Here is a 13,893-nt window from a genome sequence, read left to right on the forward strand (position 1 = left end):
CTAGCGCTGCCGCAACTCCGCGCCCTCGTCCTTCGACAGCTTCACGAAGAAGAACAGCGAGCACAGCACCGCCGCGCCGACGACGAAAAACGCCGGCGAGAAGTCGCGCGCGGTCAGATGCGCGGCGCTGCCGCCGTGCAGATGCGCCGTGAGCGCGAGCAGCGACGCGCCGAACGCGACGCCCACGCTCACGGAGAGCTGCTGCGCCATGCCGGAGAGCGCCGTCGCGCGGCTCATCTTCGGCTTGGGCATGTCGGAGTAACCGAGCGTGTTGAGCGTGACCATCGCCAGCGAATTGAAAAGGCCGCCCACCAGCAGCACGCAGAAGATCAGCAGATGCGGCGTGCCCGGCCGGAACAGCCCATAGCACGCGTAGAAGCATCCCGTCATGCAGGTCGCGCCGATCAGCACCGTGCGAAAGCCGATGCGGCGAATCGCGAGACCCATCACGCCGCGCACGGCGAGCGAGCCGACGGCCGTCGCGACGCTCAGCGACCCCGACGTGAGCGGCGAGAGACCGAAGCCCAGTTGCAGCATCAACGGCATCAGGAACGGCGACGCGCCGATGCCGATGCGCAGCGGCATCCCGCCGAGCACGGCCGTCCGGTACGCCTTGAAGCGCAGCAGCAACGGATCGATGATCGCGTCAGCGTGACGACGGCTATAAAGCCAGTACAGCAGCATCGACAGCGCGCCCGTGCCCGTGAACGCGAACGTCACCCATTGCGGCACGAGTCCGCGGCCCGCCGTGTCGAGCCCGCCGACCAGCCCGACGAGCCCCGTCGAAAGCAGAATGAAGCCGGGCAGGTCGAAACGCTCGTCGATGTGCTCATGCGTATCGTCGACGAAGGCCAGCGCGCACAGCACGCCGATCACGCCGAACGGCACGTTCAAAAGAAAGATCCAGCGCCATGACGTGATCGTCACGACGAAGCCGCCGAGCAGCGGCCCCGCCAGCCGTCCGACGGCACCCGGCACCGTGAACCACACCATCGCCGCGACCATCTTCGCGGGCGGCACGCTGCGCAACAGGATCAGGCGGCCGACGGGCACCATCATCGCGCCGCCCATGCCCTGCAGCACGCGGAACACGACGAGCTGCGGCAGCGACGCGGCGAGCCCGCACAGCGCCGAGGCGAACGAAAACAGGCCGATCGCCGAGCAGAACACGCGACGCGCGCCGAAGCGGTCGGCGAGCCAGCCGCTCGCGGGCAGGAACACCGCGAGGCTGAGCAGATAGGAGGTGATCGCGAGGTTCAGATGCAGCGCCTGAACGTCGAGCGAGCGCGCGATAGACGGCAACGCGGTCGCCATGATCGACGTATCGAGGTTTTGCAGGAACAGCGGACAGGCAACGATCAGCGGAATGATGCGGGCGCGGTCGGTCATCCTTTTCTTTTACCGCAAAACCGCCGGCGATGGCGAGGTCCATCGCGTGTCAGTCATTACAGTTTGTTGCGCGCGCTACCGGTTTGCGCGGCCGCTTGTGGCTTGCGAAGGCCGGCGAACGCTCGTTACTTCGTCACTGGCGCGGCGCCCTCTTCCAGTGCGCGGCGCAGCGACAGCGCGATGCCGCGCGCCGCGAGCGTCACCTCATCCAGCGACGGAAACGACGGCGCGATACGCAGATGCCGGTCTTCGTCGTCGCGTCCATACGGATACGCGGCGCCTGCGGGCGTCAGCACGAGTCCCGCGTCGGCCGCGAGCGCGACGGTGCGTTTCGCATGGCCCTTCGGCACGTACAGGCTGATGAAGTAGCCGCCTGCCGGCCGGTTCCACGACACATCGGGCACATCGGCGAGCAGCGCGTCGAACGCGGCCACCACTGCGTCGAACTTCGGGCGCAGCAGCGCGCGATGCTTCGCCATCAGATGTTCGAGCCCTTCGCGGTCGCGCAGATAGCGCACATGCCGCAACTGGTTCAACTTGTCCGGGCCGATCGTGCGAACGCTCGCATGCCGTTGCCACCAGTCGACATTGCGCCGCGACGACGCGAGGAACGCAACGCCGCCGCCCGCCAGCGTCACCTTCGACAGCGATGCGAACACCAGCGCGCGATCCGCATGTCCCGCCCGCTCGCAGCGTTCGATGATGTCGGGCGTCGCGTGCAGCGTGTCGGTCAGATGATGGAAACGGTATGCGTCGTCCCAGAAGAGCCGGAAATCGTTCGCGGCTGCGGGCATCGCGGCGAGTCGCTCGATCGTCGCGCGCGACCAGATCGCGCCCGACGGATTGCTGTAGAGCGGCATGCACCAGATGCCCTTCACCGACGCATCGTGCCTGACGAGCGCTTCGACGACGTCCATATCGGGGCCGTCGTGCGTCATCGGCACGGCGATCATGCGGATGCCGAGCGCCTCGCAGATCGCGAAGTGCCGGTCGTACCCGGGCACCGGGCACAGAAACGCGACCTCGCCCTGCTGGCTCCACGGCGCGTGATGGGACACAGGAGCGGACACGCCGTGCAGCATCGCGAACACGAGCGCATCGTGCATCAGTTCGAGGCTCGAATTGCCCGCCGCGATGACTTGCGCCGCGTCGACGTCCAGCAGTTGCGCGCCGAACTCGCGCGCTTCCGGCAGGCCCAGCACATGACCGTAGTTGCGGCAATCGATTCCGTCGCGCGACACGAAACCCGCCGTCCCCGCTTCGTCGATCAGCGCTCGCGACAGGCCCAGCTGCTCGGGCGAAGGCTTGCCGCGCGACATGTCGAGCCGCATGTTCAGGCGCTTGAATTCGTCGTAGGTGGCGGGCGTCGTCATGGTGTCGTGTGAAAGGTCTCGGACGAAACCAGTATGCCCGCTGCGCCTGACTTCAGGAAAACGCGTTATATTGAACATTTCGATCAATTTTCCTGATGCATCCCACTAACGGATAACAGCGGATAACAGAGAATGAAAGCCCTCGACCTCGACGTGCTCGCCATGTTCGTCGCCATCGCCGATACGGGCAGCTTCGTGCGCGGCGCGACGCTCGTGCATCGCTCGCAATCGGCGCTGAGCATGCAGATACGTTCGCTCGAAGCGGCGCTCGGCAAGCCGCTCTTCATACGCGGACCGCGCAGCGTGACGCTGACGCAGGACGGCCAGACGCTTCTCGCCTACGCGCGGCGCATGCTCGCGCTGCGCGACGAGGCATGGGCGTCCGTGGTGCATCCCGATGTGAAAGGCCGTGTCGCGATCGGCGTGCCGGACGATTACGCGTCGTCGCTGCTGCCCTCCGTGTTGCGCAACTTTTCGGCGACCTATCCGAAGGTCGAAATCCAGGTGGTCGGCCTGCCCAGCAATGCGCTGGCGCCGCTCCTGAAGGACAACAAGATCGATCTCGCGTGCGTGACACGCGTCAAGGGTCTCGCGGGCGAGTTCATCCGGCTCGAACCAATGGTCTGGGCGGGCACATCCGCCGCGGGACGCGAAGTGTGGAAAGAACGCCCGCTTCCCATTGCCGTGTTCGGCACAGGCAGCGTCGCGCGCGCGAACGCGCTGCACGCGCTTGAGCGCGCGAAGATCGCCTATCGCACGTCGTATGAAAGCCCGAGCCTGATGGGGCTCTTCAGCATGGTCGACGCCGGGCTCGCCGTCGCGCCGCTCGCGCGTTGCGCGGTGCCCGAGCGCTTCGTCACGCTCGGTCGGCCGCATGGCCTGCCGAAGCTGCCGGAACTCGAAATCATTCTGGCGCGCAGCGCGCGTTCGAATCGTCCGCCTTGCGACTATCTCGCGGAACAGATCCTGAGCGAACTGCGCGCCTGAAGGCACGCGTCAGCCGCGAGACGGCCGCTCCCCTCCCGATGCGTGCGCCCCCTTGCTGGCGAGCTCCACGAACGAAGTGACGTATTCCTCGCAGTGGTCGAGATAGGCCTTTACGAGGCTCGACGGATGACGATGCGACGGGTACACGAGACTGATGTGCTGCAACGGCATCACGAGATCGGGGAACACCGGGCGCAGCGTGCCGTCGCGGATCGCGTCCGCAGCGAGAAACGGCGGCAGCTCCGTGACGACCTCGCCACGCAACGCGCGAATGCGCAAATGAAGGTAGTCGTTCGTGACGAGCCTCACGCTGCCGCGCAGCGCCTGGTCGCCGAGACGCCAGCTGCTTTCGTCGTTCGGCTCGTTCGACCAGACCGCGCACGGACACGAATGCAGCGCCTCGGGCGAATCGATATCGAGGCGCTCGGCGAGCGACGGACTTGCCACCAGCACATGCCGGTAGCTGACCAGCCGCCGCGCCACCATGCTGTCGTCGACGACACGGCCAACCCGCAGCGCCACGTCGATGCCCTCGTGCCGCAGATCGACATTGCGCTCGCTGCTGTACACGCACACCTTGATCGCCGGATACCGCTTCTGAAATTCGCCGAGCATCTCCCACCACGGCTCGAACGAAGGCGGCAACGAAAGCCTGAGCACGCCTTCGTAATGAGCCTGCCCGGACCTCAGCACATCCTCGGCTTTGAGCAGCGCGTCGATGCCGAAGTCGGTCGTTTCATAGAACTGCATGCCGGCGCGCGTCAACGTCACGCCCCGTGTGCCGCGCTCGATCAGTTGCACGCGCAGGTCGCGCTCGAGCCGCCGGATGCGCCGGCTCAACGTAGGCAACGGAACATTAAGGCGTGCTGCCGCGGCAGAAAGGGTCCCCGTCTGCACTGCCGTAACGAACATACGAGTCGCGTTTAGATCCATAAGAAACCTTTTTCAAAAATGAAAATACTGTTTTCAACTAAATCTATTTCTTAGTTATCCTATGAGACATATTATTTTTAAGGAAAAATCACATGCACCGTTACTCGCGATACGGCAAAACGCCGCTTTTGTACAGCTAATTCTTTATCGCAATGGAGGCATCCGATGGAGCGCGAGCATGCAGAGCACGACAGTGAGTCGCAGGTCTTGACGCGGACGTCTTTTCCCTTCGCGCGGTTGATTGGGCGTGTGCAATACGGCGTGCGGCGAAGCGCTGAACGCATTGCGTCGCTCGTCTTAGGCCACGGCGTGCAGGCTACTTGCGGCATGTTTCCTGACTACATCTGGTTGCGCCCCCGACCGATTAGCAGAGAGTCTAAGTCGGGAAATTCGATGGGGCACCCTCCGTTTGGAGGGGGATAAATTATTCTCATGCACGATCAATTCGCTTTGTTTTCAACAATGAAATGCCGGCTATTCGGTAGTTACATAAGCGATATCAAACACGATGGATGCGTTAAATAATCGAGAACGCGAACAAAATGGCATTACGCGCGGCGACACTTGAATTGTGCCGCTCGCGCACGAGAACGCGTTTCCATTGAACGCCCTTTCAACTTCAAGAGCCGCACTCATGATCCGTATCCTCATCGCACACGATCACGCGCTGATACGCGAAGGCATCCGCCACATTCTGCTTCGCCTGACGGACTTCGAAGTCGCCGGCGAAGCAGCGGATGCGGCCAGCGCGATCGCATTGGTGCGCTCGACGCAGGCGCACGTCCTGATACTCGACGCGTCGATCGCGGGTCGCACCGGCGTCGAGTTGATCCGCGAAATCAGGGAGATCGATCAGGGTACCCAGATACTCGTGCTGACGATGAACGGCGACGAGCAGTATGCGATACGTGCATTCAAGGCGAGCGCATCGGGCTATCTGACCAGCGAAAGCGCAAGCGGCGATCTCATCAGCGCGCTCACGACGATCGCCAGCGGCGGTATCCACATGAGCGTCGCAATGGCCGCGCAGATCGCGCGCGATCCGCCCGAGTTTCATGAAGCGCTGCCGCATCAGCGGTTGAGCAAGCGCGAATTCGACGTGTTCCGGCGCATCGCGGCGGGAGAAAGAATCGGCGAGATCGCGACGCAACTGTCCGTGAGCACGAAGACCGTCAGCACTTACAAGGCCCGCATCCTCGAGAAGATGCGGATGCCGCACGGCACGGCGCTCGTCCGCTACGCGATGCGCCACAGGCTGTTCGACGACAGCGAGGAACCCTGAGCGCGCCACGCTCACCGCAACACCGAAGTCGCCCGTCCGCGCCGCTCTTCTGCCATGACGCGAAGGCGGGACAACATCACCGCACGCGCGCATGGCCGCACGCGCGTTCCCTTGAAGGAGATGATCATGCTGCTTGCCGACGCGCAGACGCCCACGCCCTTCCCATTCAGCCAGGCACCGGACCTCGCGCGGAGATTGCACGCGAGCGCGGCGCTGCATCCGGTGCCGTTCGGCTCGCAATGGGCGATCAACGCACTGTGCAATCCCGCCGATCTCAGCGCCGACGAACTCACGCAGGTGGACGCGCTCGTTTGCGAAGTGCGCTCCGTGCAGCGCGGCGCCAATCTCTATCGCGCGAACGATCCGTTTCACAGCGTCTACGTGCTGCGCAGCGGTTCGTTCAAGACCGTCGTGATGCATCGCGAAGGACGCGAGCAGGTGACGGGATTCCAGATCTCAGGGGAAATACTCGGGCTGGACGGCATCGCCGGCGGCCAGCATCGTTGCGGCGCGGTCGCGCTCGAACGCAGCACCGTCTGCGTGATTCCGTTCGAGCCGCTCGAGAACCTGTGCCGCGAAATCAAGCCGATCCAGCGGCATCTGCACAGAATGATGAGCTGGGAAATCGTGCGCGAAACAAACATGATCCTGCTGCTCGGCACGATGCGCGCCGAGCAGCGCGTCGCCGCATTTCTGCTGAATCTCGCGGAACGCTACGGCACGCTCGGCTATTCGGCGACCGAGTTCAACATGCGCATGACGCGCAACGAGATCGGCAGCTATCTCGGCATCACGCTGGAGACAGCCAGCCGGATGTTCTCGAAGTTGCAGCAGGAGCGGCTCGTGCATGCGCGCGGCAAGCAGATCCGCATTCTCGACAGCGCCGCGCTCGCGCGGCTGTGACGCATCATGCGCTACCGGATCGTGCGTGACACGCTCAGCCGTCTTCGCCTAGCTGTGCGAGCAGCGCGTGCAGGCGCTCTGTATGACGCAGCAGCATATGGCGGTGCTTGTCGATCTGTTCCAGACGGCCGGCGAGATCGGCATCGATCCGTTCGTCGAGTTCGGCGGCAGCCATTACGTCTTCGACTTTTGCGCGCACCGACGCCAGCTCGACGGGCGGCTGCGTCAGGTAGCGTTCGAAGCGCCGCACTTCCTGCACGGCGAGATCGCGCACCTTGCGAAAGTGAGCCTGACGCCGATGCTGCTCGGCTTCGTGCGTGTCGTCTTCGGGACGGCGTTGCGGCTGCTGACCGAAGATCGGCTCCGGCGGACGCAGCACCGATTTCTTGCGCACCGGATGCGCAGTGCCGCGAAAGCGGGCAAGCGGCGTTTCGTTGTCGATTGCATCGCGTGCATTGTCGGGTACGTCGTGCGATTCATGCGGCGTATCCATCCAGCCGGGCGGCAGCCCTGTCACCGCTTCGACGCCGCGCACGAATTCTTCGCTGAAGTCTCGCTGGCCGGAGAGCATCAGCTTCAGATACGACGGGGAGAACGTCATCATCCGCGCAAGACGCGTCGATGCACCGACCTCGCGCGTCAGCAGGGCCAGATTTGTTCGCCAGACAGGAAGCAGGTATTCGTCGGAATATTCCATCGCTGGGTCTTCCTTCGTCAGTCTCGCCGCTAACGCATGCAGCGCACGCGGCGCCGATGCGCGATGCTTCGCCGGACGGCCTCGCGGCGCAACGCGCGTGCCCAGGCGCTGTGTTCGACAAAGATAGTCGCATCGCCATGCGGCGCGCAACCGGATTCGCCCGAACGCTGCGGCGCAAAGACAACAGTGGCGCGCAGACCGGACGCGTGCCACTCACTCGGGAATTGACCGCGGGAAGCAAGCCGCGTTCCGCGATGGAGACGCCGCCACAGGGTTTTCTCCGTATCGCGGCGAGGAAGGGGTCATCAGGCAGCCACGACGCGCTCGAGCGCCGTCTTCACGAGCGTTTCAAGCAGCGGTTCGATCTTCGCGGCAAGCGCTTCGTCGTACGCGTATGGCATCTGCTCCTGCATGTACGTGATCTGCGACAGTTCGAGCTGGATCGCATGCACGTTCTGCGCGGGCTGTCCGTAGTGCCGCGTGATATAGCCGCCCTTGAAGCGGCCGTTTGCAACGGCCGTATAGCCGCCGTGCCCTACGACAATATTCGCCAGCGTTTCAGCGAGCCCTTCGACTGCGCTTGCGCCGTTCGATGTGCCGAAGTTGAAATCGGGCAGCCGTCCGTCGAAGAAGCGCGGCACCTGCGAGCGGATCGAGTGCGCTTCCCACAGCAGCACGTTGCCGTGCTGCGCCTTCAGCGCGGCGAGTTCGCCCTGCAAGGCCTCGTGATACGGCTTCCAGTACGCGTCGCGGCGGCGCGCGACTTCGGCGTCGTCGGGCAGATGGCCGTCGAGATAGAGCGGCTCCTTGTCGAAGGTATCGACGGGCAAGAGGCCTGTCGTGTCCTGCCCTGGATAGAGGTTCGCGCCATCGGGCGGACGGTTCAGGTCGATCACGTAGCGCGCGTAGGTGGGCGCGAGAATCGATGCGCCCATGCGTTTCGCGAACGCGTACAGGCGGTCGAGATGCCAGTCGCAATCGTCGGTGCGCGCGGCGACGGGGGTCATCGTCGCGGCGATGTCGTCGGGAATGCGCGTGCCCAGATGCGGGATCGAGATCAGCATCGGCAGGCTTCCCCGGTGCAGCGAGAAGACAGGCAAGGTGTGCGTCGCGGTCATGTCGTCAGTGCTTCTCAAAGTTGATTCGGGCCGGCGAGAGAGCCGGCGATTCGGTTAGCTTCACTTCAGCAGCTCGGAAAGCGCCGCGCGGTATTGCGCATACGCGCGCTCTTCGTCGCGATGCTCGCGGTTATCGACGACTTTCGTGCCGCCCGCGTACACATCGCGGATGGGCGTCTCGCCATGCTCGCAGAATACGACGCCCGACAACCACGCGTCGCTCGCATGCTCCGCGATGCTCGCATGGTTCGCGTCGAGCACAATGAAATCGGCGCGCGCGCCAGCCCGCAACGCGCCGACAGCGCGACCCGTAGCAAGCGCGCCGCCTTCCAGCGATGCAGCGAACAGGCGGTCCGCGACGCGCGGCATGTCCGCCGATGCGAGCACGTTGCGCTGCCGTCTGGACAAGCGCTGTCCGTATTCGAGCAGCCGCAGCTCCGCGCGCCAGTCAACGCCGATATGGCTGTCGCTGCCGACGCCGATGCGCCCGTTCTGATCGAGATAACCGTGCGCGGGAAAGATGCCGTCGCCGAGATTCGCTTCCGTCGTCAGGCACAGGCCCGCGACGCCTCCGCTCTTCGCGAGCGCCGCCGTTTCATCGGCGTCGATATGCGTCGCGTGCACGAGACACCAGCACGCGTCCACGTCGAAGCGATCGAGCAGCCATTGCACGGGTCGCGCGCCTTCCGTTTCGATGCACGCGTCCACTTCCGCCGTCTGCTCGGCGATATGGATATGCACGGGCGCGCCCGGCGACATCGCGTCGAGGCCATCGAGCAGCGCGCGCAGCGTATCGCTCGACACGGCGCGCAGCGAATGCGGCGCGACGCCGTAACGCAGCGCGCCATGTTCGGGGCGCGCGCCGCGCAGCGTATCGAGCAACGCAAGCAGGCTCTCCGGCGTGTTGATGAAGCGCCGCTGATCGTCGCGCGGCGGCCGCGCGCCGAAGCCCGCGTACTGATAGAGCACGGGCAGCATCGTGATGCCGATGCCGCTCGCGCCAGCCGCATCGACGACGCGTTGCGCCAGTTCCGCCGCGTTCGCATAGCGGCTGCCGTCCTGCATGTGATGCACGTAGTGGAACTCGCAAACGGACGTATAGCCCGCCTTCAGCATTTCGATGTAGAGCCATTGCGCAATCGACGCGAGTCCTTCCGGCGTGATGCGCGCGGCAAAGCGATACATCAGGTCGCGCCAGCTCCAGAAGTTGTCGGTTGCACCCGGGCCTCCGGCGCGGTATTCGGTGAGGCCCGCCATCGCGCGCTGAAACGCGTGCGAATGAAGATTCGGCATGCCGGGCAAGACGGGGCCGCTCGCCCGCGCGACGCCCGCGGGCGCTTGCGCGTCGGGCGTGACGGAAAGCAGCGCGCCGTGCGCGTCCCATTGCAGCAGCACATTGCGACGCCAGCCTTCGGGCAGGAACGCGTGATCGGCGAAAAGCGATTGAGTGGCTTGAGTCATGTCGTATTGGGCTGTCGTTGCGTTGGCTTGCTTTGATCGCGTGCTCGTGCGTGTTTCTGTGCGTGTTTCCGTGCCTTTACGCGTGTTCCCGCGCGCGAATCAGCCGCGCCGCGTATAGACGGTTTCGCCGCCGCGCACGACGCGCTCGCACAGCGGACGCCCGATCCAGTACGCGAGTTCCGCGAGCGATTGCACCGACCACACCGCGAAGTCGGCGGCACGCCCGATCGCGAGCGCGCCATGCGTATCCGCATTGCCGAGCGCCTGCGCCGCATGACGCGTCACGCCTTGCAGCACTTCGGGCACGGTCATCCGGAAGAGCGTCGTCGCCATGTTCATCATCAGCAGCAGCGAGGTCGCGGGCGATGTGCCGGGATTGCTGTCGGTCGAAATTGCAATCGGCACGTCGTAGCGGCGCAGCAGGTCGAGCGGCGGCAACTGCGTTTCGCGGATGAAGTAGAACGCGCCGGGCAGCAGCACGGCGACGGTGCCCGCTTCCTTCATCGCGGCAACGCCCGCTTCGTCGAGAAACTCCAGATGATCCGCCGACAACGCGCGATGACGCGCGGCAAGCGCGGTGCCGCCGCTGTTCGACAACTGCTCCGCGTGCATCTTGACAGGCAGTCCGCACCGCGCCGCCGCGTTGAACACGCGCTCGCTCTGTTCGAGCGAAAAGCCGATGCGCTCGCAGAAGACGTCGACGGCATCGACGAGCCCTTCGTCGGCGAGCGCGGGCAGCATGCGCTCGCACACTTCATCGATGTAGTCGTCTGCGCGGCCCGCGAACTCCGGCGGCAACGCGTGCGCGCCGAGAAACGTCGTGTAGACCGTCACGGGATAACGCTCGCCCAGTTGCCGCGCGACACGCAGCATCTTGCGCTCGCTTTGCAGGTCGAGCCCGTAGCCGGACTTGATTTCGATGGCCGTCACGCCTTCGGCGAGCATCGGTTCGAGCCGCGCCGCCGACTGACTGAAGAGCGATGCGTCGTCGGCGGCGCGCGTCGCGCGCACCGTCGACACGATCCCGCCGCCCTGCTTCGCGATTTCTTCGTAGCTCACGCCTGCGAGACGCTGCGCAAACTCATCGGCGCGCTGGCCGCCGTACACGAGATGCGTGTGGCAATCGACGAGCCCCGGCGTCACCCACGCGCCGCTCAGGTCCTCGCGCGACCAGGCCGTATATTGCGCGGGCATCTCGCGCGCCGCGCCGAGCCACGCGATGCGGCCGTTCTCGACGGCGATCGCGGCATCGTCGATCGTTTCGTTGGGGTTGCCCTGCGCGCAGAGCTTCAGATGGTTCCAGACGGTTGGCTTCATTGTCGGTTTCGTCGAAGGCTGTCCGTTCGAAGCAAGCCGCGATGCTCAGGCTTGCGGTGGTTCGGTATAGCGGATGCAGACGGCGAGCAACGCGCCCGTCCCCTCGACCTCGCATCGCAATGCGCGAGCGTTGTCGATGCGCAAGGTGTCGTTGGACGCGAGCGTGGCTTTTGTATCGCCTGCGAGCGCGACATCGAGCGAACCTTGCGCGCAGAACAGCAGCACGACATCGGCGTCGAGTTGCGCGCGCACTTCGTCGCGCCAGATCGCGACGTCGCCCGTTGCCGCGCCACGCCGCACCATCAGATTGAAGTCGCGCGTCGGGCCGTCGACGAGACGCGCGTCGATGGCCGTCTCGCCCTTGAAGCGCGCCACGTCGAGCGGCTCGCGCAACGCATGCGCCCCTTCATCGCCTTCGAGCAGCATGCCCGCGCCCGACAGCAGCACGAGCGTCCGGTCGATGCCCGCGAAGCGCGAGAACGGACCGGCCGCGCCGACATCGGCGACGCTCACGCGCCACACGAACGCATCGAGCGCCGCGCCCGCGGGATGAGCCGCGACTTCGCGCGTGACGCCGCCGCCGTTTTTCCACGGCGACGCCACGACATCCGCGCCGCGGATCAGCGACACGCTTGCGGACGATGACGTCGCGGCCACGATCAGCGGCCCAGCATCGGCAGCTTGAGACCGGCTTCGCGCGCGGTCTTCTGCGCGAGCTCGTAACCGGCGTCCGCGTGACGCATCACGCCCGTCGCGGGATCGTTGAACAGCACGCGGCCAAGGCGCTCATGCGCGGCGTCCGAGCCATCGGCGACGATCACGACGCCAGCATGCTGGGAGAAGCCCATGCCGACGCCGCCGCCATGATGCAGCGACACCCACGATGCGCCGCCCGCCGTGTTCAGCAGCGCGTTGAGCAGCGGCCAGTCGCTGACGGCATCGGAGCCGTCCTTCATCGATTCCGTTTCGCGGTTCGGGCTCGCCACCGATCCCGTATCGAGGTGATCGCGGCCGATCACGATAGGTGCCTTCAGCTCGCCCTTCTTGACCATTTCGTTGAACGCCTGACCCAGACGATAGCGGTCCTTTACGCCGACCCAGCAGATACGCGCCGGCAAGCCCTGGAACGCGATGCGCTCGCGCGCCATGTCGAGCCAGTTGTGCAGGTGCGGATCGTCGGGGATCAGTTCCTTGACCTTCGCGTCCGTCTTGTAGATGTCCTCGGGATCGCCCGACAGCGCGACCCAGCGGAACGGCCCCTTGCCTTCGCAGAACAACGGACGGATATACGCGGGCACGAAGCCAGGGAAATCGAATGCGTTCTGCACGCCCATTTCGAGCGCCATCTGACGGATGTTGTTGCCGTAGTCGAGCGTCGCCGCGCCGCGCTGTTGCAGCGTGAGCATCGCCTGCACCTGCTTCGCCATCGACTGCTTCGCGGGCGTCACGATGCTCTGCGGGTCCGTCTTCTGACGCTCGCGCCAGTCTTCGATCGTCCAGCCTTGCGGCAGGTAGCCGTGAATGGGGTCGTGCGCGCTCGTCTGGTCGGTCACGCAGTCAGGCGTGATATTGCGCGCAACCAGTTCCGCGAACACGTCGGCGGCGTTGCCGAGCAGGCCGATCGAGACGGGCGTGCCCGCTTTCTTCGCTTCGTCGATCATCGCGAGCGCTTCGTCGAGCGTCTTCGCCTTCTTGTCGACGTAGCGCGTCTTCAGACGGAAATCGATGCGCGTCTCGTCGCACTCGACGGCGATCATCGAGAAGCCGGCCATCGTCGCCGCGAGCGGCTGCGCGCCGCCCATGCCGCCGAGACCGCCCGTCAGAATCCAGCGGCCCTTCGGATTGCCGTTGAAGTGCTGGTTCGCCACTGAGAAGAACGTCTCGTACGTGCCCTGCACGATGCCCTGGCTGCCGATGTAGATCCAGCTGCCCGCCGTCATCTGGCCGTACATCATCAGGCCCTTGCGGTCGAGTTCGTGAAAGTGGTCCCAGGTCGCCCAGTGCGGCACGAGGTTCGAGTTCGCGAGCAGCACGCGCGGCGCATCGGCGTGCGTGCGGAACACGCCGACGGGCTTGCCCGATTGCACCAGCAGCGTCTCGTTCTCTTCGAGGTCCTTCAGCGATGCGAGGATCTGATCGAAGCAATCCCAGTTGCGCGCCGCGCGGCCGATGCCGCCGTACACGACGAGCGCATGCGGATGCTCCGCCACTTCCGGGTCCAGATTGTTCTGGATCATCCGGTACGCGGCTTCCGCGATCCAGGTCTTGCAGGTTTTCTCGCTGCCGCGCGGCGCGCGGATCGTGCGGGTCGGGTCGAGACGCGGGTCGATGTGTTTCGGGTTGTTCATGTTGCCCTCGGAAGCGCTAGTAACGGTGATGACTGACGTGATGACTGAGCGAATGGATTGAACGGAGCGAGCGGAAACGAAATCA

The 13,893-nt window shown here is 65.0% G+C and carries 12 protein-coding genes; 3 read left to right on the forward strand and 9 right to left on the reverse strand.

Features of this window, described 5'->3' with window-relative positions; translation table 11 throughout:
- Entirely contained in the window at window positions 1-1,389 is a 1,389-nt protein-coding gene (locus AABE10_RS19150; protein WP_342934819.1) for a DHA2 family efflux MFS transporter permease subunit, read from the reverse strand.
- Between the two features lie 125 nt (window positions 1,390-1,514).
- Window positions 1,515-2,762, reverse strand: a complete 1,248-nt coding sequence (locus AABE10_RS19155) for an aminotransferase class I/II-fold pyridoxal phosphate-dependent enzyme (protein ID WP_342934820.1) — start codon at window positions 2,760-2,762, stop codon at window positions 1,515-1,517.
- Window positions 2,763-2,894: 132 nt separating this feature from the next.
- On the opposite strand from AABE10_RS19155, the gene AABE10_RS19160 reads away from it, so the two are divergent.
- Window positions 2,895-3,749, forward strand: coding sequence for a LysR substrate-binding domain-containing protein (locus AABE10_RS19160; RefSeq protein WP_342934821.1), 855 nt, complete (start codon window positions 2,895-2,897; stop codon window positions 3,747-3,749).
- Window positions 3,750-3,758: 9 nt separating this feature from the next.
- Here the strand turns inward: AABE10_RS19160 and AABE10_RS19165 are convergent, their stop codons facing one another.
- Window positions 3,759-4,682, reverse strand: coding sequence for a LysR family transcriptional regulator (locus AABE10_RS19165; RefSeq protein ID WP_342934822.1), 924 nt, complete (start codon window positions 4,680-4,682; stop codon window positions 3,759-3,761).
- A gap of 634 nt (window positions 4,683-5,316) precedes the next feature.
- Between AABE10_RS19165 and AABE10_RS19170 the strand changes: the two genes are divergently transcribed.
- Together AABE10_RS19170 and AABE10_RS19175 are read left to right on the forward strand one after the other, a co-directional pair.
- A complete protein-coding gene (locus AABE10_RS19170; RefSeq protein ID WP_342934823.1) occupies window positions 5,317-5,964 on the forward strand; it encodes a response regulator transcription factor in 648 nt (215 codons plus the stop codon).
- Window positions 5,965-6,090: 126 nt separating this feature from the next.
- Window positions 6,091-6,867: a helix-turn-helix domain-containing protein gene (locus AABE10_RS19175; protein ID WP_342934824.1), complete on the forward strand. Its 777-nt coding sequence runs from the start codon at window positions 6,091-6,093 to the stop codon at window positions 6,865-6,867.
- A gap of 34 nt (window positions 6,868-6,901) precedes the next feature.
- On the opposite strand, the gene AABE10_RS19180 is transcribed toward AABE10_RS19175, so the two are convergent.
- From AABE10_RS19180 to hutU, 6 genes are all read right to left on the reverse strand, one after another.
- Window positions 6,902-7,564 carry a hypothetical protein gene (locus AABE10_RS19180; protein ID WP_342934825.1) on the reverse strand — a complete coding sequence of 221 codons (663 nt, stop codon included), beginning with the start codon at window positions 7,562-7,564 and terminating at the stop codon, window positions 6,902-6,904.
- 305 nt (window positions 7,565-7,869) lie between these two features.
- On the reverse strand, window positions 7,870-8,682 hold the full coding sequence (hutG, locus tag AABE10_RS19185; RefSeq protein WP_342934826.1) for an N-formylglutamate deformylase: 813 nt from the start codon (window positions 8,680-8,682) through the stop codon (window positions 7,870-7,872).
- A gap of 60 nt (window positions 8,683-8,742) precedes the next feature.
- Window positions 8,743-10,143, reverse strand: coding sequence for a formimidoylglutamate deiminase (locus AABE10_RS19190; RefSeq protein WP_342934827.1), 1,401 nt, complete (start codon window positions 10,141-10,143; stop codon window positions 8,743-8,745).
- A 99-nt stretch (window positions 10,144-10,242) separates the two neighbouring features.
- Window positions 10,243-11,460, reverse strand: a complete 1,218-nt coding sequence (gene hutI, locus AABE10_RS19195) for an imidazolonepropionase (protein ID WP_342934828.1) — start codon at window positions 11,458-11,460, stop codon at window positions 10,243-10,245.
- A 45-nt stretch (window positions 11,461-11,505) separates the two neighbouring features.
- The gene (locus AABE10_RS19200; RefSeq protein WP_342934829.1) at window positions 11,506-12,117 is read right to left on the reverse strand and encodes a HutD family protein; all 612 of its coding nucleotides are present in this window, start codon (window positions 12,115-12,117) and stop codon (window positions 11,506-11,508) included.
- A 2-nt stretch (window positions 12,118-12,119) separates the two neighbouring features.
- Complete coding sequence (gene hutU / locus AABE10_RS19205; RefSeq protein WP_342934830.1) at window positions 12,120-13,808, reverse strand: urocanate hydratase; 1,689 nt, start codon at window positions 13,806-13,808, stop codon at window positions 12,120-12,122.
- Window positions 13,809-13,893: the final 85 nt, after the last annotated feature.

It is taken from the genome of Paraburkholderia diazotrophica, assembly GCF_038900755.1.
GTDB lineage: Bacteria > Pseudomonadota > Gammaproteobacteria > Burkholderiales > Burkholderiaceae > Paraburkholderia > Paraburkholderia diazotrophica_A.

What these genes read in the sequence shown, in the direction of transcription:
- AABE10_RS19150 (WP_342934819.1), bottom strand. Translation starts at nt 1,389, where the DNA reads ATGACCGACCGCGCCCGCATCATTCCGCTGATCGTTGCCTGTCCGCTG.
- AABE10_RS19155 (WP_342934820.1), bottom strand. Translation starts at nt 2,762, where the DNA reads ATGACGACGCCCGCCACCTACGACGAATTCAAGCGCCTGAACATGCGG.
- AABE10_RS19160 (WP_342934821.1), top strand. Translation starts at nt 2,895, where the DNA reads ATGAAAGCCCTCGACCTCGACGTGCTCGCCATGTTCGTCGCCATCGCC.
- AABE10_RS19165 (WP_342934822.1), bottom strand. Translation starts at nt 4,682, where the DNA reads ATGGATCTAAACGCGACTCGTATGTTCGTTACGGCAGTGCAGACGGGG.
- AABE10_RS19170 (WP_342934823.1), top strand. Translation starts at nt 5,317, where the DNA reads ATGATCCGTATCCTCATCGCACACGATCACGCGCTGATACGCGAAGGC.
- AABE10_RS19175 (WP_342934824.1), top strand. Translation starts at nt 6,091, where the DNA reads ATGCTGCTTGCCGACGCGCAGACGCCCACGCCCTTCCCATTCAGCCAG.
- AABE10_RS19180 (WP_342934825.1), bottom strand. Translation starts at nt 7,564, where the DNA reads ATGGAATATTCCGACGAATACCTGCTTCCTGTCTGGCGAACAAATCTG.
- hutG (WP_342934826.1), bottom strand. Translation starts at nt 8,682, where the DNA reads ATGACCGCGACGCACACCTTGCCTGTCTTCTCGCTGCACCGGGGAAGC.
- AABE10_RS19190 (WP_342934827.1), bottom strand. Translation starts at nt 10,143, where the DNA reads ATGACTCAAGCCACTCAATCGCTTTTCGCCGATCACGCGTTCCTGCCC.
- hutI (WP_342934828.1), bottom strand. Translation starts at nt 11,460, where the DNA reads ATGAAGCCAACCGTCTGGAACCATCTGAAGCTCTGCGCGCAGGGCAAC.
- hutU (WP_342934830.1), bottom strand. Translation starts at nt 13,808, where the DNA reads ATGAACAACCCGAAACACATCGACCCGCGTCTCGACCCGACCCGCACG.